Source organism: Streptomyces sp. NPDC058045, assembly GCF_042885635.1.
Taxonomy (GTDB): Bacteria; Actinomycetota; Actinomycetes; order Streptomycetales; family Streptomycetaceae; genus Streptomyces.
In genome coordinates this window covers 107,518-127,881 of sequence record NZ_JBHVRR010000010.1, presented here as the reverse complement: position 1 = coordinate 127,881, position 20,364 = coordinate 107,518, and the positions used below count along the sequence as shown (strand labels likewise).

Annotated in this window: 16 protein-coding genes; 4 read left to right on the top strand and 12 right to left on the bottom strand. The window is 70.4% G+C overall.

From position 1 onward, the window contains the following. Window positions 1-67: 67 nt before the first annotated feature. A complete protein-coding gene (locus ACFVST_RS09325) occupies window positions 68-1,072 on the top strand; it encodes an RNA polymerase sigma factor RpoD/SigA (protein ID WP_390148451.1) in 1,005 nt (334 codons plus the stop codon). Between the two features lie 317 nt (window positions 1,073-1,389). Here ACFVST_RS09325 and ACFVST_RS09320 read toward each other — a convergent pair whose 3' ends face one another. After that, complete coding sequence (locus tag ACFVST_RS09320) at window positions 1,390-2,361, bottom strand: helix-turn-helix transcriptional regulator (RefSeq protein ID WP_390148449.1); 972 nt, start codon at window positions 2,359-2,361, stop codon at window positions 1,390-1,392. A 62-nt stretch (window positions 2,362-2,423) separates the two neighbouring features. Here ACFVST_RS09320 and ACFVST_RS09315 point away from each other — a divergent pair, with 62 nt between their 5' ends. Further along, a complete protein-coding gene (locus tag ACFVST_RS09315; protein WP_390148447.1) occupies window positions 2,424-3,968 on the top strand; it encodes an MFS transporter in 1,545 nt (514 codons plus the stop codon). A gap of 93 nt (window positions 3,969-4,061) precedes the next feature. On the opposite strand, the gene ACFVST_RS09310 is transcribed toward ACFVST_RS09315, so the two are convergent. The 4 genes from ACFVST_RS09310 to ACFVST_RS09295 form a co-directional block, all read right to left on the bottom strand. Next, entirely contained in the window at window positions 4,062-4,832 is a 771-nt protein-coding gene (locus ACFVST_RS09310; RefSeq protein WP_390148444.1) for a DUF6227 family protein, read from the bottom strand. A 183-nt stretch (window positions 4,833-5,015) separates the two neighbouring features. Beyond that, window positions 5,016-6,224: an Ig-like domain-containing protein gene (locus tag ACFVST_RS09305; RefSeq protein ID WP_390148518.1), complete on the bottom strand. Its 1,209-nt coding sequence runs from the start codon at window positions 6,222-6,224 to the stop codon at window positions 5,016-5,018. A 280-nt stretch (window positions 6,225-6,504) separates the two neighbouring features. Beyond that, a complete protein-coding gene (locus tag ACFVST_RS09300) occupies window positions 6,505-7,722 on the bottom strand; it encodes a P1 family peptidase (protein ID WP_390148443.1) in 1,218 nt (405 codons plus the stop codon). A gap of 433 nt (window positions 7,723-8,155) precedes the next feature. After that, window positions 8,156-9,433: a low temperature requirement protein A gene (locus ACFVST_RS09295; RefSeq protein ID WP_390148441.1), complete on the bottom strand. Its 1,278-nt coding sequence runs from the start codon at window positions 9,431-9,433 to the stop codon at window positions 8,156-8,158. Window positions 9,434-9,549: 116 nt separating this feature from the next. On the opposite strand from ACFVST_RS09295, the gene ACFVST_RS09290 reads away from it, so the two are divergent. Next, window positions 9,550-9,732, top strand: coding sequence for a hypothetical protein (locus tag ACFVST_RS09290; RefSeq protein WP_390148439.1), 183 nt, complete (start codon window positions 9,550-9,552; stop codon window positions 9,730-9,732). Between the two features lie 133 nt (window positions 9,733-9,865). Here ACFVST_RS09290 and mscL read toward each other — a convergent pair whose 3' ends face one another. The 6 genes from mscL to ACFVST_RS09260 form a co-directional block, all read right to left on the bottom strand. Continuing rightward, window positions 9,866-10,414 (bottom strand): large conductance mechanosensitive channel protein MscL, encoded by a 549-nt coding sequence (mscL, locus tag ACFVST_RS09285; protein ID WP_390148437.1) that lies wholly within the window; start codon window positions 10,412-10,414, stop codon window positions 9,866-9,868. Window positions 10,415-10,582: 168 nt separating this feature from the next. Further along, window positions 10,583-11,341 (bottom strand): hypothetical protein, encoded by a 759-nt coding sequence (locus tag ACFVST_RS09280; protein WP_390148435.1) that lies wholly within the window; start codon window positions 11,339-11,341, stop codon window positions 10,583-10,585. Window positions 11,342-11,498: 157 nt separating this feature from the next. Next, on the bottom strand, window positions 11,499-12,359 hold the full coding sequence (locus tag ACFVST_RS09275) for an S-methyl-5'-thioadenosine phosphorylase (protein ID WP_390148433.1): 861 nt from the start codon (window positions 12,357-12,359) through the stop codon (window positions 11,499-11,501). 117 nt (window positions 12,360-12,476) lie between these two features. After that, complete coding sequence (locus tag ACFVST_RS09270; RefSeq protein ID WP_390148431.1) at window positions 12,477-12,857, bottom strand: FmdB family zinc ribbon protein; 381 nt, start codon at window positions 12,855-12,857, stop codon at window positions 12,477-12,479. A 67-nt stretch (window positions 12,858-12,924) separates the two neighbouring features. Then, the gene (locus ACFVST_RS09265; RefSeq protein WP_390148429.1) at window positions 12,925-14,247 is read right to left on the bottom strand and encodes an MFS transporter; all 1,323 of its coding nucleotides are present in this window, start codon (window positions 14,245-14,247) and stop codon (window positions 12,925-12,927) included. A 331-nt stretch (window positions 14,248-14,578) separates the two neighbouring features. Next, window positions 14,579-16,438, bottom strand: a complete 1,860-nt coding sequence (locus ACFVST_RS09260; RefSeq protein ID WP_390148516.1) for a potassium/proton antiporter — start codon at window positions 16,436-16,438, stop codon at window positions 14,579-14,581. Between the two features lie 364 nt (window positions 16,439-16,802). On the opposite strand from ACFVST_RS09260, the gene ACFVST_RS09255 reads away from it, so the two are divergent. Beyond that, window positions 16,803-19,568 carry a penicillin acylase family protein gene (locus tag ACFVST_RS09255; RefSeq protein ID WP_390148427.1) on the top strand — a complete coding sequence of 922 codons (2,766 nt, stop codon included), beginning with the start codon at window positions 16,803-16,805 and terminating at the stop codon, window positions 19,566-19,568. 67 nt (window positions 19,569-19,635) lie between these two features. Here the strand turns inward: ACFVST_RS09255 and ACFVST_RS09250 are convergent, their stop codons facing one another. Beyond that, complete coding sequence (locus ACFVST_RS09250; RefSeq protein WP_390148425.1) at window positions 19,636-20,262, bottom strand: 5-formyltetrahydrofolate cyclo-ligase; 627 nt, start codon at window positions 20,260-20,262, stop codon at window positions 19,636-19,638. Window positions 20,263-20,364 lie beyond the last annotated feature (102 nt).

Here is a 20,364-nt window from a genome sequence, read left to right as displayed (position 1 = left end):
AGGCATCGGGCGCACCCGGCGTACCGGGCATCCAGGACGCTGACCCCACCATCGCAAGGGAGCACGCATGGCAACCCGTGCCGTCGCCCGTCGTCAGTCCGCCACCCGGACCGACACGGCAAGCAGTGTTCGCGCCTCAGCCGGCGAGATCGCCGACCGCGACCTGGTCGGCATGTACCTCGACGAGATCGCGCGTACACCGCTGCTCGACGCCGCCAAGGAGGTCGAGCTCTCCCAGACCATCGAGGCCGGGGTCTACGCACAGCGGATCCTCGACGGAGTCGAGGAGAGCCAGGCCGCCGAGCGGAGCGACGCCTCCCACGCGGAGCTGACCGCCCTGGTCGAGGCCTCCGAGCGGGCCAAGGACGTCTTCATCCGGTCCAACCTCCGCCTCGTCGTCGCCGTCGCCCGGCGGTACCCGCGCAGCGGCCTGCCCCTGCTCGACCTCATCCAGGAGGGGAACGCCGGCCTGGTCCGCGCGGTCGAGAAGTTCGACTACCGCAAGGGCTTCAAGTTCTCCACCTATGCCACCTGGTGGATCCGCCAGGCCATCACCCGCTCCATCGCGGACCAGTCGCGCACCATCCGCCTCCCCGTGCACCTGGTGGAGGAGCTGGGCCGGATCCGGCGGGTGCAGCGCGAGTTCAACCGCGAGCACGGCCGCGAGCCGGAGCCCACCGAGGTCGCCGCGGAGCTGGGCTCCACCCCGGAGCGCGTCAGCGACGTCCTCGACTGGGCCCGCGACCCGGTCTCCCTCAACATGTCCGTCGACGACGAAGGAGAGACCCAGTTCGGCGACCTCCTGGAAGACACCTCCGCCGTCTCCCCCGAGCAGTCCGTACTGACCCTCCTCCGCAGCGAGGAACTGGACGACCTCATCGGCCGCCTCGACGCCCGCACCGCCTCCATCATCAAGATGCGGTACGGCATAGAGGACGGCCGGGAACGCACCCTCACCGAGGTCGGCAAGCAGCACGGCCTCACCCGTGAACGCATCCGGCAGATCGAGAAGCACGCCCTGCTGGAGCTGAAGAAGCTGGCCCGAGACACGGGCTTCGACGCGGCGGCCTGACCACCGCGGACGGGCGGCCACCCGGCCGCCCAGGGCGAGATACGGCCCGGAGGCCTTACGGCCCCTTCCGATCCGCGCCGAATCCCGCCCACCCGAGAACGAGTTCCGGCACCCATCCCCCCCCGGTGTCGGGACTCAAGCCCCGGCGTCTTCCCCCGGCGTCGGGGCCCGGCCCCGGCCCGGATCCCCCGCGGCGCCGGGGCCACCCATGCGACAGGCACCCGGGGGCGGGCCGCGGTACCGGTGCCCGGTTCCGCTTCTGTTCGCGCCGACGCGAGCGGCCCGCGTTCCACCTCCCCGGCCGCCCACCCCACGCCTTACGGCACGTCCGGCACCGCCCCACGCAGCCGGTCCGCCATCGTGCGCACCGCGTCGACCAGCGCCGCCGGCTCCCGCACCGTGAACGCCAGATCCAGCAGCGCCAGCCGTACCGCCAGCCACTCCACCGCGTCCCCCACCTCGGCCCGTACCACGCACCGGTCGGAGCCAAGCGGCTGCGGCGTCCCGAAAGCGGCCGGCAGACGCGCCGCGACCACCTCCGCCGGCGCCTCGAACTCCACCACCAGCGCGTACACCGACTTCCTGCGCCGCAGCGACTGCCGCAGATACTCCGCCTCACCACCCGCCGGCACCTCCCGCGGCGTGAACCGGGCCCCCGTCGCCAGCGGATCCGCGACCCGGTCCACCCGGAACGTCCGCCAGTCCTCCCGCTCCAGGTCATAGGCGACGAGATACCAGCGCCGCCACGCCGACACCAGCCGATACGGCTCCACCAGCCGCCGCGAATCGGCACCGTCATGCGCCCGGTAGGCGAACCGCAGCCGCTCCCGGCCCGCGGCCGCCGCGGCTATCACCGTCAGCGTCTCCGGCGCGATCCGCGCCCCGTCCGAACTGGTCAGCGCCATCGTCGCGGTCGACAGCGCCGCCACCCGGTGCCGCAGCCGCCCCGGCAGCACCTGCTCCAGCTTCGCCAGCGCCCGCACCGACGCCTCGTCGACCCCCTCCACCGCATGTCCCGCGCCCGCCCGCAGTCCCACCGCGATCGCCACCGCCTCCTCGTCGTCCAGGACCAGCGGCGGCATCGCCTTCCCGGCCACCAGCCGGTACCCGCCCTCCGCACCCCGAGCCGCCTGCACCGGATACCCCAACTCCCGCAGCCGGTCGATGTCCCGCCGCACCGTGCGACGGGACACCCCCAGCCGCCCGGCCAGCTCACCGCCGGGCCACTCACGCGGGGTCTGAAGCAGAGACAGCAACTGAAGAAGCCGTGCCGGAGTGTCCGTCGTCATGCCCACCAGCCTGCCAGCACAAGCGGACAACACCTGACCTAATGCCCTCCTACGGTCTCCCCATGACCTCACCGTCCCTGACCTCACCCACCCCGCCACCAGGCAAAACACCGTCCAGCGCGCCGCCCTCGGACCAGACGACCCGGCCGGGACCCGACGTACCGCCCGACCGGCGGCGGTGGATCGCGCTCGCCGTGGTGATGACCGCCGCCTTCATGGACCTGGTCGACGTCACCATCGTCAACATCGCCATCCCGTCCATCGAACGCGACACCGGCGCCACCTTCGGCCAGATCCAATGGATCACCGCCGGCTACGCCCTCGCCTTCGCCGCCGGCCTCATCACCGGCGGCCGACTCGGCGACATCCACGGCCGGCGCCGCCTCTTCCTCCTCGGCATCGGCGGCTTCACCCTCGCCTCCGCACTCTGCGGCCTCGCCCAGAGCCCGGAAACACTCGTCGCCTCCCGCATCCTCCAAGGCGGCATGGCTGCCCTGATGGTGCCGCAGGTCCTGGCCATCGTCCACGCCACCTTCCCCGCCCGCGAACGCGGCAAGGTCTTCGGCCTGTTCGGCGCCATCGTCGGCCTCGGCGCGGTCTCCGGACCCCTCCTCGGCGCCCTGCTCACCGAATGGAACCTGCTCGGCCTCGGCTGGCGGCCCATCTTCCTCATCAACCTCCCCGTCGGCATCGCCGGACTCCTCCTCGGCCGCCGCTTCATCACCGAATCCAAAGCACCCCGCGCCCTCCGACTCGACCTGCCCGGCGTCGCCCTCGTCATCCTCGGCCTGCTGATGCTGCTGTATCCGCTGACCCGCGGCCGCGAACTCCACTGGCCGCTCTGGGGCCACCTCCTGATGGCCGGATCCCTACCGGTCTTCGCCCTGCTCATCCGGCACGAACGCCGCAAGACCCGCCGCGACGGCTCACCCCTGGTGGAACTCTCCCTCTTCCGCGTCCGCAGCTTCGCCGCAGGCATCGCCGCCCAACTCGCCTTCGGCGTCGTCTGCGGCATCTTCTTCCTGGTGTGGACCCTCTACCTCCAACTCGGCCTCGGTTGGAGCGCGTTGAAAGCCGGCCTCGCCGGAGTCCCGTTCTCCGTATCCGTCTCCGTGGCCGCCGCCCTCTCCGTACAACGCCTGGTACCGCGCTTCGGACGCAAGGTCATCCAGGCCGGAACACTGGCCATGGCCGCCGGAATCGGCCTCTACATCGCCGAGGCCGGACACTACGGAACCGCCATCACCCCCTGGCAGACCGCGCCCCCACTGATCGTCATGGGCCTCGGCATGGGCCTCATCGTCGCCCCCCTCACCGACGCCGTCCTCGCCGACGTACCCCGCGAACACTCCGGCTCCGCCTCCGGACTCATCAACACCGTGCAGCAGATGGGCAACGCACTCGGCCTCGGCCTGGTCTCCTTGGTCTTCTTCGCACGAGTCGACACAGCGACCGCCGACCACCACACCACCCCCGGCCGTATCGCCGCGGCCTTCGTCGACGCCTTCCAGCACGCACTCGGCTGGATCGCCCTCCTCCTGATACTGATGTGCGCCGCACTCGCCCTGCTCCCGAACCGCCGCCCCCACAGCACCCACGACCACTGAGCCGACGCCGGGCGGGGAGACACGGCACCGAGCGTCAGACGCCCCCTCACCCCGCCCCGGCGGCACCCCAACACCCCACCGGCAAACCGGAGTTCAACGCGCCGGACGGACCGACCGCAACTCCATCGCACCCCGCGCCTCACCCTCCGCCATATACACCTCACACATATGACGCCCATCCGGCGTCGCCGTGTGCTCCACCTCCCACAGACTCACCTCACGCCCGTCATCCAGCAGAAACGCGTGTTCATACAGCGCATAACCCAACCGCGCCGGACCACCCCACGACGGCCTGCCGAACGCCTGCGTGATCTCATGCCCCACCGCCCGCGCCAGCAACGCCGCCACCCCCGCACCCGGCCGGTCCGCATTCTCCGCCCGCCGCAACAACCGCCGCGCATGATCCGCCGACGCATCCCGCACATACACCCGCCGCGGCACCGGCGGCGCGGGCAACCGCACCAGCCGCGCCACCTCGAACCCCGAAGCCTGCTCGGGCAACGGCAACCGCGACGTCGCCGCCCGCAGATCCTCCTCGTACGCATACAACTCGTACTGCGCCTCATGCGGCCGCGGCCCCCGCGACAACGGCCCCGTGTCGTGCACCAACTCCCACAACGTGACCGCCTGACCATCCGCCAGCAACCACGTATGCCGATACGTCTCCCGATGCATCCCCGCACTGTGCTGAGCCGAATGCAACGAACTGTCAAAAGCCAGCGCACACTCCAGCCGCCGCAGCACCCCCTCCGGCAACTCGAAGGAGTTCAGCGCGCGGCCCAGCAGCCGCGCCAGGAACTCCTCCGGAGTCTCCGGCGACGGCGCCTCTGCCGACTCATACGCAGACCCGTACGGAACGCTCAAGGTGTCTCCCGGCGTCGCAACACGTCACCTGGTGAGTGCATACCGTAGCCCCTGGAGCCGTCGTCCGACCCCGGAATACGAAAACGTCCGGGCCGCACGGACAGTTCCCGCACGACCCGGACGCCACCCGGAACGGCCCCCCCGCGGCGGCCGGAGGGCAAGACCCGGGGCAGAACCAGCAGCTCAGACAGCGCTCCCGGCCGTCCACTGCGACCACGGCATGTTCCAGCCGTTCAGACCGTTGTCCGGAGACACCGTCTTGTCAGGCGAGTTCTTCACCACGACCACGTCACCCACCAGCGTCTGGTCGAAGAACCACTTCGCCGGAGTGTCCGACTGCGCCCCCCGCTCATCCGCAAGCCCCACACACCCATGGCTCGTACCCGTCCGACCGAACGGCGCGTTACCCCGCGCGTACCAGTAATTGCCGTGAATGAACGTCCCCGACGACGTCAGCCGCATCGCATGAGGAACATCCGGAATGTCGTACTCGCCACCGAAACCGACCGTCGAACCATTCATCCGGGTCTGGGTGAACTTCTCCGAAATAACCATCTGGCCGTTATAAGTGGTGTGCTCAGGGCTCCCCGCCGAAATCGGCACCGACTTCAACGTCTTCCCGTCCCGCACCACCGTCATCGTCTGCGTCCCGGCATCCACCGTCGACACCTGCGAACGACCCACCGTGAAACTCACCGTCTTGTCCTGCACTCCGAACAAGCCGTCAGCACCCTCCACCCCGTCCAACCGGATCCGCACCGTCACCTTCGAACCCGCCTTCCAGTACGACTCCGGCCGGAAATCCAACCGCTGCGCACCGAACCAGTGCCCCACCACCTGCTGACCACTGCTCGACGACACCCGAATATGCGACTGCACCGCCTTCTTCGCCGAGATCGCCTTGTCGAACGTGAACGACACCGGCATCCCCACCCCCACCGTCGAACCACCGTCCGGGGTGTACGTACCGATGAAACTGTTCGCCGAAGAGACCGTCGTGAAAATAGCGTTCGCCGCCGAAGTGCGATTCTCACCGTCCTTCGCCGTGGCCGATATACGGTACTTCGTCCCCCGCTCCAACTGCTCCTTCGGCTTCCACGAAGAACCATCCGAAGAAATCGAACCCGCAACCGCCTTACCCGACGCCGACTCCGTCAACTTCACCGACGTCAAACGGCCGTCCGCGACCTTCACCCCCGTCGAATTGATCGACGCCCCCGTGGAACCGTCCTTCGCCGAAATGGTGATCCGCGCCGACGAAGAACCCGCACCGCCCTTCCCGTCACCCTTGTTGTCCGCCTTCGCGGAACCACCGCACGCCGTCAACACCAGCGCACCCACCGCCAACGACGCGCACGCCACCAGGACGCGCCGCGCGCCACCACGAGTCATCCGCACGGACTGCGGGTACCGCGCCGTCGACTGCCGCGCGGCCGTGTCCTTCGAAGTCACGGGCTTCTCCATCTGTTCGTCAACCGCCAGACCCGCGAGACCCGTGCGGCCCGGCTGATCTGCTCCGATGTGAGTAGAGAGCGGACCGGCCGCAGAACGGTTCCGTCCGCTACCGCGTGTTACGCACCGCGGACATACCTGAAGCGCCAACCGGCCCCGACGGGCCCGACGACACCCCACCCGCCCCGCAACAGAATGCCCCTGACGAACCGTCAGAACATCAGGACACCCCGTACAACTCCCCATACGAGGGGAACGTTCCGCCCGGTCCCGCCACCGACTCCGCCGCCCGCACCGCACTCACCGCCGCCCGCATCACCACATCCGCCCCCGCCGCCAGCACCGCATTCAACGGCAACGGATCCGACACCTCCGGTTCCGGCAACCCCCGCGCACCCGTCGACAACGCGAACACCGTGTCCCCGTCATTCAGCAGATGCACCGGCCGCACCGCCCGAGCAATCCCGTCATGCGCCGACCCCGCCAACTTCAACACCTGCGCCCGCGACAACACCACATCCGTCGCCACCACCACCAACGTCGTATTCAACGGAGGCGAGTTGGGCGCCTTCAGCACGGAATTGCCTTCGGTACCAACCTCGGAATCCGCCGCGAATTCAGCCTGAGAATTCGATACGGAATCCGCTACGGGGGTGGTCCGGCCGGAGGAGGGGCCGTGTGCGGAGGGATTGGCGGGGGCTGAAGGGGAGGCGGTCTTGGTTGAGGCCGGATCAGTGGCGGGCGAGGTGGGGTCCGCGGTGGCTGAGGCGGGACCTGTTGCGTCCGCCGCGGGGCCCGACGTGCCCGACGCAGGCACATGCGCGCGCGCCTCCGCCAACCGGCGCATCGCAGCCTCATGCACCGGGGCCTCCGGATACACCACCCGCCCCGAGAAAAAGTCCCCGTACAACACCCCCGTCAAAGGATCCACCGCGGACCCCACCCCGTTCGCCACCACCAGCGCCGCCACCCGCACCCCCGAAGACAGCACCGTGCTCGCCGACCCCACCCCGCCCTTCAACCCGCCGACCACCGCACCGGTCCCCGCCCCCACACACCCCACCGGAACCGGAGCCCCCGCCCCAGAAGCCGCCGCGGCCTCCACCGCCATCCGACCCGCCGCCGCACCCGGCCGCGCCCCGAAGTCACCACCACGCCCAAGATCAAACACACACGCCGCCGGAACCACCGGCACCACATGCCGCCGATCCGGCCCCACCCGCACCCCGCGCCCCTGCTCCTCCAGCCAACCCATCACACCCGACGCGGCATCCAGCCCGTACGCGCTCCCACCGGTAAGGACCACCGCATCAATCCGCTCCACCACGTTCCGCGGATCAAGCGCATCCGTCTCCTTCGTCCCCGGACCACCACCCCGCACATCAACTCCCGCCACCACACCGCCCTCCGGCGCCAACACCACCGTCGTACCCGTCAACAGGCCGTCACCGATGAGCGTGGCGTGGCCTACTCGCAGGCCGGGGATGTCGGTGAGCCCGCCGCCGCTTCCCGGGCCCCCCGCCCCCGCCCCCTCCCCGCCCCTCTCCCTCTCCCTCTCCCTCTCCCTCTCCCTCTCCCTCTCCCTCTCCCTCTCCCTCTCCTCGCGCGGCCCCTTACCCTCCGGGCGCGTCCCTCCCTCCTCCCTCGCCTCTTCCGCTGCGCGCGCCTCATCCCTCCGGCCCGTGCCCGCCCTGTCCCTCGCCCCTGCCCCTGTCCTCGTGCGCGCCCCGTTCCCGTCCGAGCCCGTCCCTTCCCCTGCCTCACTCCCGGCCCTTGCCCCTGTTGTTGCCCCTGTCCCTGCCTCCGTCGTTGTCGCCGGCTCGGTGTCGGCTCCGGTCTGTTCCTGTCGCTCCGTCATACGGGCATGGCTATCACGCGGTGTCGTCGGCGCTGCCGGTCTCGGCGGAGCCGTCGGTGCCGGCGCTGCCGCCCGTTTCGGGGCTACGGGGCGCGCGGGGCGCCGCGTGTGCGGTGAGGATGACGCCGGCTGTCACGGTGAGTGCACCGGTGAGGCCTGCGAGCAGTACTGCCCAGTGGCCGCCGAAGGTGCAGGCGAGTGTGGTCAAGGTGCCTGCGGGGAGCACGAGTTGCTGGGCGATGCCCACTTTGTAGTGGCGGGCGTGCAGGGCCCACACCGTGAAGAGGAAGACCGCGGTGGGGACCGTCACGGCGGCGGAGGCCGCGAGTTGTGACAGCTCGGTCTTGCCGACGGTCTGTTCCACGGAGACTTCGAGCCCGGCTCCGATCGCTGCCGCGGAGGCGAAGATCAGGTAGTGCCCGTAGCCCCACAGGAACGCGCGGCGGCTGGAGCGCAGGTGGCCGTGGATGGGCACCACGAAGTAGATCCACCAGGCGCTGAAGACGATGAGCAGGCCGCCTGCGGCGATCGGCAGGAGTCTGGTCAGGGCGTCGTGTTCGTCGATGCCGGATTTCACCGCCACGGTGGCTGCGGCCACCGTCTCGCCCAGCACGATGATCGTGAACAGTCCATAGCGTTCGGAGATGTGGTGCGGGTGCCAGGCGGAGCGGCTGCCGTGCTCCGCCCACACGGGTACGCACATCTCGGCGAGCGCCATCACCAGGAAGACCCAACTGCGATCGGCCACAGGCAGAAGCAGCAGCCCGAGCCAGCCGATCTGGCAGATGAGTACGCCGACCGCGTACCGGACGGCCATACGGCGTTCCGGTCCGTGTGCTCCGCGGGAGGCGCGCAGCCACTGGGTGGAGAGGGCCAGCCGCATGATGGCGTAGCCGAGCCAGACCGCGAGGTACTCGTGGTCCTGGAAGGCGCGTGACACTCCGGCGGCCAGGACGAGCACTCCGGTGATCTGCACGAAGGTCACCAGTCGGTACGCCACGTCGTCGTTGTCGTAGGCGGAGGCGAACCAGGTGAAGTTCATCCACGCCCACCAGATGGCGAAGAAGATCATGGCGTAGGCGAGGACGCCGTTGCCGGTGTGGTGTTCGACCAGGGAGTGGACGAGTTGGGCGCCGGCCTGGGCGATGGCGACGACGAAGCACAGGTCGAAGAGGAGCTCTAGTGGTGAGGCCACTCGGTGCGGCTCGTCGACCGGGCGGGCGGCCATCGTGCGCAGGGGCCGGGACGAGGGGCGCGGCGGTGTGGTGTCGGGGTCGGGGCTGGTGGTCATCGCCCCAGCACAGCAGAGACGGCGGCTCGGAGCGGAGGTCGCCCGCCGTGTTGTCGCGGTGTGCGCCCTGGGACGGAGCGGGTTGGGCGGTGTTGGGGCGGACGTACGCTGGGGGCATGAGTGCTGACCCCGCTTCCGCGCCGCGTGAACCGAAGGATGCGATCGTCTTTGACGATCCGATGTCCCAGCAGTCCGCGGATGACTCGGACCGCGGCTGGGGTGAGCGGCCTTCGGCCGGCGGTGATGCCGCTGCTGACTTGGCGCGTTTCCTCGACGAGAAGCCGCCGCACCACATCTGAACGGGCCGGCGTGCGGCGAGTGCTCCTCCGACTCGGCGGATGCGGTTCCGGAGTGGCCCGGGGAGTCCGGGGAGTCCGGGGAGTCGGAGGAGCGTGGGAATCCTGATGAGGGCGCCGCGGAGTGCGGTCCGGGTCAGGAGTCCTTGCTGCTGCCGGTGGGGCCGGGGATCGAGCTGGATTCGGTTGCCGAGTCGTGGGCTCCGCTGCGCTGGGCGATCAGTGCGTCGCGGATCTCCTTGAGGACCTCCAGCTCGGTCGCCTCGATGACTTCCTCGTTGGGCTCCTCTGCCTTCTTGCGGGCGGCGACCCGTGCCAGGTACTTGGCCATGGGCAGCACCATCAGGAAGTAGACGACCGCCGCGGTGATCAGGAAGCTGAGTGTGGAGCTGAGGACGGTGCCCCACATGATCGGGACGCCGGATTTGACCTCGCCGTCCACGTACTCGCAGGGGCCCTTGAGGCAGGACTGGTACTTGTCGAGGTCCTGGGTGCCGAAGGCGCCGACCAGGGGGTTGATGACGCCCTTCACGACGGAGTTCACGATGTTGGTGAAAGCGGCTCCGATGACCACGGCGACAGCCAGGTCGACGACATTGCCGCGCATCAGGAAGGCTTTGAAGCCCTCCCAGATGCCGGGCTCGCCGCTTCCGCTGCTCTCGCCCGTTGCGTTGTTCTGGCTCACCAAAGCGCCCTTCGTTGCGTGGACCGGTACTGGAGTTTGCAGGTCCGCAACTTACGGCAGTGTCATGTCCGCCTGTCCAATCGGTGTTCTCCTTCGAGTGATCCGGTAGCCAGATGTTTCCAGGTTGACCAGGGTGAATAGTGGCTTTTGATGCCGATTTGGTGAGGATTACCACAGGGTCACCGCCAGGCGGGACGAGGCTCCGGCGGCGACCAGGCGGGCGGCCGTCGGGCGGGGTGCCTCGACCACGATGAGCGCGCCGTCTTCACCCGAGGAGTCCTCCGCGCTGACCACGCGGGCTCCGGTGGCGAGGACCTTCCCTGTGGTATCGCCGCCTGTGGGGTCCCCGGCCGTGACCACGTCGACCCGGTCCCCGGGGTGCAGCAGTCGCACGGTTTCGGCGTCGGCGACGCGGATCGGGGCCCGTACGTGGCCTTGCGGTGGTGGGTGCGGGGCGGCTGCGGGGGCGGCTTCGGCAGGGGGTGCGGGTGGGGCGGGGGCCTGGGTGCGGGGGTGCGGGGCGTCCGGGCCGGCGGCGGCGACCAGGGCGGCGGTGGTCAGGGCGATCCCGGCCGCGAGGGCGCGCCGCCGGTGCCGGGTGAGGCGGGCCGATCCGCCTGAGCCTCCGCGTACCCGGACGGGCGCGAAGTGGGGGACGGTGCGGGTGGGCGGGGTGTCCGGGGGTGGCGGGGTCGGGTGGCGCGGCGTGGGGTGGGCGGGGGGTGCCGGAGGCGGGGTGGTGGTTCGTGGCGGAGGTGGGGGTGCGGTGGTCGGGGTGGAGGTCGTGGCCCAGGACGGTGTGGGGGCCGGGGGCCAGGGGGTTCCGGAGGCCGGGCCCGGGTGGGCTTGGGGTGTGGGCTGCGTTGCGGGGTTGGTGGTGCGGGGTGCGTAGGGGAGGGAGTAGGGCTGGTCGGGGAGTTGGGACATGGGAACCGCCTGGGTGAGGGGCCGATGTGCTGTCGGGCCTCACCTTGCACGGCTTTCCAGTAGCCCGCTGCGGGCTGTGGATGAACCTCGGGTTGTGGATAACTCCCTCACCCGTAGGGGTAGTTCGAGGTTTCGGGGATTGCGGGGCGTCGGCGGCTCAGGGAAGAGTGATTCCCGGCTTCACGCCGTGCAGTGCGGTGGTGCAGAGGCAGTCGCGGTCCTCGGTGCGGGGGAGGGCGGCGACTGCGTCGAAGAGCACGGTGCGGAGCCGGTCCACATTGGCTGCGAAGACGGCGAGGACGTCTTCGTGGGAGACGCCTTCCCCGGTTTCGGCGCCCGCGTCGAGGTCGGTGACGAGAGTGAGGGAGGTGTAGCAGAGCTCCAGTTCGCGGGCGAGCGCGGCTTCGGGGTGGCCGGTCATCCCGACGACGGACCAGCCTTGCGAGGCGTGCCATCGGGACTCGGCGCGGGTCGAGAAGCGGGGGCCTTCGACGACGACCAGAGTGCCGCCGTCGACTGCTTCCCAGTCGTGGCGGCGGGCGGCGTCCAGGGCGGTCTTCCGGCCGGTGGGGCAGTACGGGTCGGCGAGGGAGACATGGACGACGTTCGGGGTGCCCGCGGAGGTGGGCTGCCCGTCGAAGTAGGTCTGGTCACGGGACTTGGTGCGGTCCACCATCTGGTCCGGGACGAGCAGGGTGCCGGGGCCGTACTCGGGGCGCAGGCCGCCCACGGCGCAGGGGCCGAGCACCTGGCGTGCGCCGACGGAGCGCAGGGCCCACAGGTTGGCGCGGTAGTTGATGCGGTGCGGCGGCAGATGGTGGCCGCGGCCGTGGCGGGGCAGGAAGGCGACTCGACGGCCCGCGATGTCGCCGAGGAACAGAGTGTCGCTGGGCGCGCCGTACGGGGTGTCGACGCGGACCTCGGTGACGTCGTCGAGGAAGGAGTAGAAACCGGATCCGCCGATGACGCCGATCTCGGCCTGGGGTCCGTCCTGCGGGGTGTTCGCCTTGTTCGCCATGGCCAGCACAGTATCCGGGCCGGAGAAGAGCGAGGACCCCGCCGTCGGGGACGGCAGGGTCCGGTGCCGGACGCGGGCCGGACGCCGCGGTTCAAGGGGCCGCGGGGCCGGTCGGGGTCAGGCCGCTGAGGAACTGCTGGACGTCCCGGACGAAGACGAGGACGACGAAGAAGACGAAGAAGAAGAGGAGGAGGAAGACGACGATGACGTCGACGTGGAAGAGGGCGTCGAGGTGGTGGTCTTCGAGTCGGAGGAGCCGCCGGACGAGCTGTCCGAACCGGAGGACTTCGACGTGGACGACGGGGCGCTGCTCGACGAGGAGCTGCGGCTGTCGTTGCGGTAGAAGCCGGAGCCCTTGAAGACGATGCCGACCGCGGAGAACACCTTCTTCAGGCGTCCCTTGCAACTGGGGCACTCGGTGAGGGCGTCGTCGGTGAACTTCTGCACCGCCTCAAGGCCCTCGCCGCATTCGGTGCACTGGTACTGATAGGTCGGCACTTGCTTCCTCCTGGCACTCTCACCTGTTGAGTGCTAACGACGGTCCATAGTGACGTATTCCGTGGGATCAGTCCACCGCCACGCTTTGGCGGTGACCGACGCCACGCGCCACGGCGCGTTCACGGGCCGGTGGGACCAGGCGGGAGCGGAGGGCGACCAACGTCAGCAGCGCCAGGGTGGTACCGGCCAGCGGCACCAGGAACCCGGTGCCGGTGCGGAAGTGGTCCTCCACCTGTCCCGCTGCGGTGACGGCGACCGCCTGCCCGAGTGCGACGGCCCCGGTGAGCAGGGTGAACGCCTCGGTGCGTGAGGTGGCGGCGACCAGGTGCTCGACCAGGGTGTAGCCGGTGACCAGAGTCGGGGCGACGCACATGCCGACGAGCAGCCCGAGTCCGGCCAGTACCAGCGTGGACTGGGCCGCCCACAGGCCGGAGGCGGTCACGGCGAGCGCCACGTAGGAGGCGAGGAGGCGGTGCTGGGGTGCGGACTTCCAGGCGATGGCGCCGTATGCGAGGCCGGAGAGCATGTTGCCGGTGGCGAAGACGCCGTAGAGGACGCCGGTGAGGCCCGGTTCGCCGAGGGACTCGGTGAAGGCGGCGAGGGACACCTGCATCCCGCCGAAGACGGTGCCGATGCCGAAGAAGGTGACTGCCAGGACCCGCACGCCCGGTACCCGCAGCGCCGAGGGGTGCTCGGTGCCGCTTCCGCCGCGCCCGTCGCGCGAGGGGCGCGGCTGGGTTGCCTTCTGCGCGGCGAAGAGCAGTCCGCCGAAGAGGGTCAGACCGGCTTCGGTGAGCAGTCCGGCCTGCGGGGCGATGCCGGTGCACAGGGCGGTGGCGATGAGCGGGCCGAAGACGAAGGCGAGTTCGTCGGTGACGGACTCGAAGGCGGCGGCCGTCGTCATCAGCGGGGAGTCCCGCAGTACGACGCTCCAGCGGGCCCGCACCATGGGGCCGATCTGCGGGACGGAGGCCCCGGTGGGTACAGCCGCGACGAACAGCGCCCACAGCGGGGCGCCGGACAGGGCGAGGACGGTGAGGGTGAGGGCGGCCGCGGAGTGCAGCAGGACCCCGGGCACCAGTACGGCGCGCTGGCCGTACCGGTCGGCGAGTTTGCCGCCGAGGGGTGCGCAGAGCGCCATGGACACACCGGTCACCGCGGACACGGCGCCCGCCGCCCCGTACGAGCCGGTGGTGTGCTGCACCAGGAGCACGATGGAGATGATGAGCATGGCGAACGGCTGGCGGGCGGCGAAGCCGGGAAGCAGGAACGTCCAGGCGCCGCGGGTGCGCAGCAACTGCCCGTAGCCGGGCCGCTGTTCGGTGCGCCGGGTCGGGTCGGAGCCGGGGCCCTCGGAGTGGGCGGATGTCGAGGTGACCGTGGATTCCACGGCCCGTGCCTTTCTGCCGCCTGGTGGCGCGCCCGTGCGGGGGCACCGAGAGCTGTCCTCTTGCGCGGGGTTGCGGTAGATACCGGACTGTCCACGGTGAGGACGTCGCGGCCGCCATACGGTCGCGCCAGCTCTGCGTCAGGCAGAGGTGGTCGAGCAGAGTACGCGTGTTGGCTGCATCTTACATTGATCCGGGAGTGCGGGACTGCGCGAAGGCCGGGGGCGACTGTGCTGGGCCGGTGATGGCAGAGGGTGCGAGGCGGGGCCGGTCATGCCGCCCCCTGCTTCGCACCCTCCGCTCGGCCGCTCCTTCGCTTCGCCGTTCTCCGGCTCAGCTCCGACGGCCTCCCGCCGAGCCGGAAGTACCGGAAGTCCCCGAGGCGTCGGAGGCCCCCGGCGTCCCGGACGGGTCCGTGGCCTCACCGGGCGTTCCCTCGGAACCACTGACTCCGCCAGCACCGCTAATTCCGCCGGAGCCGCCGACTCCGTTCGCGGCCCCCGCCGTCGCGTTGGATCGGCCGAGGCCGTTCGTTCCGCCGGTGCGGCCCGTGGTGCCGTCGCCGTTCTTGGCGCCCCGCTTGGTGGGATCGCCGGTACCGCCCGGCCCGCCCAGCAGCAGACGCCGAAGCCCGGCCCCAGCCCCGGACTTGGCCTTGGCGCCGGCCGCACCCGGCCCGCGTCCCCCGCTGCGGGCGCCCCGCGAGACCGCACCCGCACCCGCACCCGCGACCGCGCCCACCGGTTCGGTGTCCGGTGTGCCGAGCCAGCCGGCGAGTTTGCCGCCCTGGTCGACGGCGCGGAGTCGGGCTTCGGCGGTGTCGCGTACCCGGTCGGTGGCGACGACGAGGAGTTCGTCGCCGCTGCGGAGGAGGGTGGTGGGCAGCGGTACGAAGGAGTCGCCGTCGCGGACGACGAGGGTGACGGCGGAGCCGGTCGGCAGCCGCAGTTCGCTGATCTCGACGCCGCTGAGCCGGGAGCCTGCGGTGACTGCGACGGACAGCAGATGGCCGCGGAGGTGTTCCAGCGGTGCGGACTCGATGCCGAGGTCGGCGGCGCCGGCCTGGTCGCCGAGGTTCAGCTTGCGGGCGAGCCAGGGCAGGGTGGGGCCCTGGATCAGGGTGTAGACGACGACCAGCACGAAGACGATGTTGAAGATGCGGGTGCTGTCCTCGACGCCGTTCACCATGGGGATGGTGGCGAGGATGATGGGCACCGCGCCGCGCAGTCCGGCCCAGGACATGAGGGCCTTCTCCTGCCACGGCATCCGGAACGGCATCAGGCTCACCACGACTTCCAGCGGCCGGGCGACCATGGTCAGTACCAGCCCGATGATCACCGCGGGCAGCGCGTCGTTGAGCAGGTCGTGCGGGGTGACGAGCAGTCCCAGCAGGACGAACATGCCGATCTGCGCGATCCAGCCGAGACCTTCGGCGAAGCCGTGGGTGGCCGGGAAGTGGGGCAGTTTGGCGTTGCCGAGGATCACCGCGGCCAGGTACACGGCGAGGAAGCCGCTGCCGTGGGCGAGGGCGCCCGCGGCGTAAGCGGCGACGGCGATGGCCATGACGGCGATCGGGTAGAGGCCGGAGGCGGGCAGTGCCACGCGCCGCATCCCGAAGGCGCCGAGCCAGCCCACGGTGAGGCCGATGGCCGCGCCGATCGCCAGTTCCAGGGCGATCTCGCCGAGCAGCACGTACCAGTGCTCGACGGGGCCCGCGGTGGAGAAGGCGACGACGAGGATGACGACGGGTGCGTCGTTGAAGCCGGACTCCGCTTCCAGGACCCCGGTGATCCGCTTCGGCAGGGGCACCTTGCGCAGGACGGAGAACACGGCGGCAGCGTCGGTGGAGGAGACCACGGCGCCGATGATCAGGGCGGGCCGCCAGTCCAGCCCGACGAGATAGTGGGCGCCGGCCGCGGTGACGCCGACGCTGACCGCGACCCCGACTAGGGAGAGCGCCGCGGCGGCGGGCAGCGCGGGCCTGATCTCCTTCCACTTGGTGCCGAGGCCACCTTCGGCGAGGATCACGACGAGCGCGGCGTAGCCGATGACCTGCGTCAACTCGGCGTTGGAGAAGGAGACATGGCCGAAGCCGTCCTGGCCCATGGCGATGCCGATACCGAGGTAGATCAGCAGGCTGGGCAGGCCGCTGCGCGACGAGAGCCGGACCGCTGCCACAGCGACGAGCAGCACGATCGCGCACACGAAGAGAAGCTGGTTGAGGTGGTGGACAGTCAGCGGCCGCTCCCTTTCTCCCGAGCTGGTGTGCCGGCGCCTCCGGTGGCCCCGCGCACCAAGTTACTTTGTTACCTTACCTAATCGTTAACGCTTTCTTGACGCCCCTTTGGGTATTCAACTACTTCTTCTGCCCGGGGGTACCGTCTGCGGCCGCTGACCTGCCTCGCCCGGCAGGAGTCGGCGCCGATGCGGTGGGCGGTGGCGGTCACCAGATCCATAGCCGCGTCCAGGGCTCGCAACTCCTCGGCCTATGGTTGCTCCAGCGTTCCACCGCGCCCAGTCACCGCTCTGCCGCCAGCGAAGGACAGCAAGGACAGCGATGCCCTCCACCACCACCGAATCTTCCGGTCAGACGTCCGGTAAGTCCGGCCGGAAGAAGGGGCGCCGCGGGCGCCTCCTCGTGATCGTCCTGGTCCTGGCCGTGGTCGCGGGCGTCGGCTTCGGCTCGTACTGGAGTGTGGCCACGGTCCGTGCCTCCCTGCCGCAGACGAAGGGGTCCGTGCGACTCGACGGCCTCTCCGGGCCGGTGGACGTCAAACGCGACAGCCACGGCATCCCGCAGATCTACGCCTCGTCCGACGAGGACCTGTTCATGGCGCAAGGCTACGTCCAGGCCCAGGACAGGTTCTGGGAGATGGACGTACGCCGGCACACCACCGCCGGGCAGCTCTCCGAGATGTTCGGCAAGAGCCAGGTCAAGACCGACGAGTATCTGCGCACCCTCGGCTGGCGCCACGTCGCGCAGGAGGAGTACGACAGCAAGCTGGCACCCGCGACCAAGAAGTACCTGCGGGCCTACAGCAACGGCGTCAACGCCTACCTGGCCGGGAAGGACGGCGCGGACCTCTCCGTCGAGTACGCCGCCCTCGGCTTCACCAACGACTACAAGCCGGGCCGGTGGACCCCGGTCGACTCGGTGTCCTGGCTGAAGGCGATGGCCTGGGACCTGCGCGGCAACATGCAGGAGGAGATCGACCGCTCGCTGCTCACCAGCCGCCTCGGCCCCTCCCAGATCAAGGACCTCTACCCGGACTACCCCACCGCCCAGCACCGGCCCATCGTGCGCGAGGGCGCCTACGAGCAGGCCACCCGCTCCTGGACCGGCGGCTCCGGCCGGGACACCGCCACCCGCGGCACGGGCGGCGCGGCCGGCACCGGCGTCGCGGGCGGTGCCACCGTCCCCGGGATGCAGAGCCAACTGGCGGGCGTGGCCGACGCGTTGGACCAGGTGCCGGCCATCCTCGGGCCGAGCGGCAGCGGCATCGGCTCCAACTCGTGGGTGGTGTCTGGGAAGCACACCATCACCGGCAAGCCGCTCCTCGCCAACGATCCGCACCTGGCGCCCCAACTCCCGTCGATCTGGTACCAGATGGGCCTGCACTGCCGCAGCATCACCCCCGACTGCCGCTATGACGTGAGCGGTTACACCTTCTCCGGTATGCCCGGTGTGGTCATCGGCCACAACCAGTCCGTCGCCTGGGGCTTCACCAACCTCGGCGCCGATGTCAGCGACCTCTACCTGGAGAAGTTCACCGGCGGCGGCTACCAGTACGACGGCAAGGTGCTGCCGTTCAAGACCCGTAAGGAGACCATCAAGGTCGCCGGCGGCAAGGACCGCACCATCACCGTGCGCCAGACCCAGGACGGGCGGCCGCTGCTGTCCGACCGCAGCGACGAACTCGTCAAGGTCGGCAAGAAGGCCACCGTGGACTCCGCCGCCCCCGACCGCGGCGACGGCTACGGCGTCTCGCTGCGCTGGACGGCACTCACCCCCGGCCGGACCATGGACGCCGTCTTCGCCCTTGACCAGGCGCAGGACTGGCCGCAGTTCCGCAAGGCCGCCGCCGCCTTCGAGGTCCCCTCGCAGAACCTGGTCTACGCCGACACCAAGGGCAACATCGGCTACCAGGCCCCCGGCCGCATCCCCATCCGCGCCAAAGGCGACGACGGCTCCCTGCCCGCCCCCGGCTGGAACCCCAAGTACCGCTGGACCGGCTACATTCCGCAGTCCGCGCTGCCCTGGGAGTACAACCCGAAGCGCGGCTACATCGTGACCGCCAACCAGGCCGTCGTGGACCCCGGCAAGTACCCCTACGCCCTCACCTCCGACTGGGGCTACGGCAGCCGCAGCCAGCGCATCGAGGACCTCATCAAGTCCAAGATCGAGGGCGGCGGGAAGGTGTCCACCGAGGACATGCGGACCATGCAGATGGACAACAGCAGCGAGATCGCCAAGCTGCTGGTGCCCAAGCTGCTGAAGATCGACATCTCCGACCCCTACGTCCGTGAGGCGCAGAAGCTCCTGGAGGGCTGGGACTACACCCAGAACCCGGACTCGGCGGCCGCCGCCTACTTCAACTCCGTCTGGCGCAACATCCTCAAGCTCGCCTTCGGCAACAAACTCCCCAAGGAGCTGCGCGTCGAGGGCCAGTGCCTCAACGTCGAACCGGCCGACTCCACCGGGCCCGTCGACGAGGACCGCAAGGTCCGCGAGTGCGGCCAGCGCTCCCCGGACTCGGCGCAGCCGGACGGCGGCGACCGCTGGTTCGAGGTCGTCCGCAAGATCGTGGACGACGAGGGCAACTCCTGGTGGCAGACGCCCAAGACGCGCACCCAGAAAGCCGGCCAGACCCGCGACCAGCTCTTCGCCCGCGCCATGGACGACGCCCGCTGGGAGCTGACCGCCAAGCTCGGCAAGGACATCGACACCTGGAACTGGGGCCGCCTGCACCGCCTGATGCTGAAGAACCAGACCCTCGGCACCGCCGGCCCCGGCGTCCTCCGGTACGCCCTGAACCGCGGCCCGTGGAACCTCGGCGGCGGTGAGGCGGCCGTCGACGCCACCGGCTGGAACGCGGCTGGCGGCTACTCGGTGGTCTGGGTGCCGTCGATGCGGATGGTGGTCAACCTCGCCGACTTCGACAAGTCGAAGTGGATCAACCTCACCGGTGCCTCCGGCCATGCCTACAGCTCGCATTACACCGACCAGACCGAGAAATGGGTCAACGGTGAACTCCTCGGCTGGGCCTACTCGCCCAAGTCCGTCGACCACGACACCGAGGACACCCTGTCGCTGCGGCCCTGACCGCGCCGCCCCGCCGTCCGCCCCCGTACCGCCCGCCGGTGCGGGGGCGGACGCGTACCGGGGTGCTTCAGCGCGGCGGTCTTCGCCGGGCCTCGGGGAAGCGGTGGACGCCGCCCGGGGTCACCACCGCGTCCACCGGCCGGTCGTGCGCCTCGGCGGGCAGCCGCTCCACCACCTCCGCGTCGTACAGCAGCACCACCAGCGCCGGCCCGGTGCCCGCCGCCGCCAGCCGCGCCAGCACCCGGTCGTAGGAGCCGCCGCCGCGGCCCAGCCGGGTGCCGTGCGCGTCCACCGCGAGGCCCGGCAGCAGCACCGCGTCCGCGGCCAGCACCGCCGCAGGACCCAGCCGCCCGCCCGCCGGCTCCAGCAACTCCATCAGCCCCGGCCGCCGCACCGGGACCAGGGAACCGGGACCCTCGTACGGCGCCCAGTCCAGGTCGTTGTCGGGCAGCAGCACCGGCAGCAGCACCCGCACCCCGCGTGCGTACAGCGCGTCCAGCAGCGGGCCGGTGCCGGGCTCCGAACCCACCGACACATAGGCGGCGACGGTGCCCGCGGCCGCCAACTCCGGTAGATCCAGGGCCTGTCGGGCCACAACCTCCGCGGCTGCCCGCACGTCATCCTCCGTGCACCGGTTTCTCACCGAGAGGAACCGGCGCCGCAACGTCCGCTTGTCAGGCTCGGGATGCTCCATACCTGCCGGGTCCCCGAAAGCACCGCCCTGCACCATCGCCCCTCCTCGACCGCACCACCCTGCCGGCAGCCGCATGACCACGGCATCCGCCGCATCCGCGAC

Bases quoted from the DNA above. Each gene is read 5' to 3' on its own strand.
- ACFVST_RS09325 (WP_390148451.1), top strand. From the start codon at position 68: ATGGCAACCCGTGCCGTCGCCCGTCGTCAGTCCGCCACCCGGACCGAC.
- ACFVST_RS09320 (WP_390148449.1), bottom strand. From the start codon at position 2,361: ATGACGACGGACACTCCGGCACGGCTTCTTCAGTTGCTGTCTCTGCTT.
- ACFVST_RS09315 (WP_390148447.1), top strand. From the start codon at position 2,424: ATGACCTCACCGTCCCTGACCTCACCCACCCCGCCACCAGGCAAAACA.
- ACFVST_RS09305 (WP_390148518.1), bottom strand. From the start codon at position 6,224: ATGACTCGTGGTGGCGCGCGGCGCGTCCTGGTGGCGTGCGCGTCGTTG.
- ACFVST_RS09295 (WP_390148441.1), bottom strand. From the start codon at position 9,433: ATGACCACCAGCCCCGACCCCGACACCACACCGCCGCGCCCCTCGTCC.
- ACFVST_RS09290 (WP_390148439.1), top strand. From the start codon at position 9,550: ATGAGTGCTGACCCCGCTTCCGCGCCGCGTGAACCGAAGGATGCGATC.
- ACFVST_RS09280 (WP_390148435.1), bottom strand. From the start codon at position 11,341: ATGTCCCAACTCCCCGACCAGCCCTACTCCCTCCCCTACGCACCCCGC.
- ACFVST_RS09275 (WP_390148433.1), bottom strand. From the start codon at position 12,359: ATGGCGAACAAGGCGAACACCCCGCAGGACGGACCCCAGGCCGAGATC.
- ACFVST_RS09255 (WP_390148427.1), top strand. From the start codon at position 16,803: ATGCCCTCCACCACCACCGAATCTTCCGGTCAGACGTCCGGTAAGTCC.
- ACFVST_RS09250 (WP_390148425.1), bottom strand. From the start codon at position 20,262: ATGGAGCATCCCGAGCCTGACAAGCGGACGTTGCGGCGCCGGTTCCTC.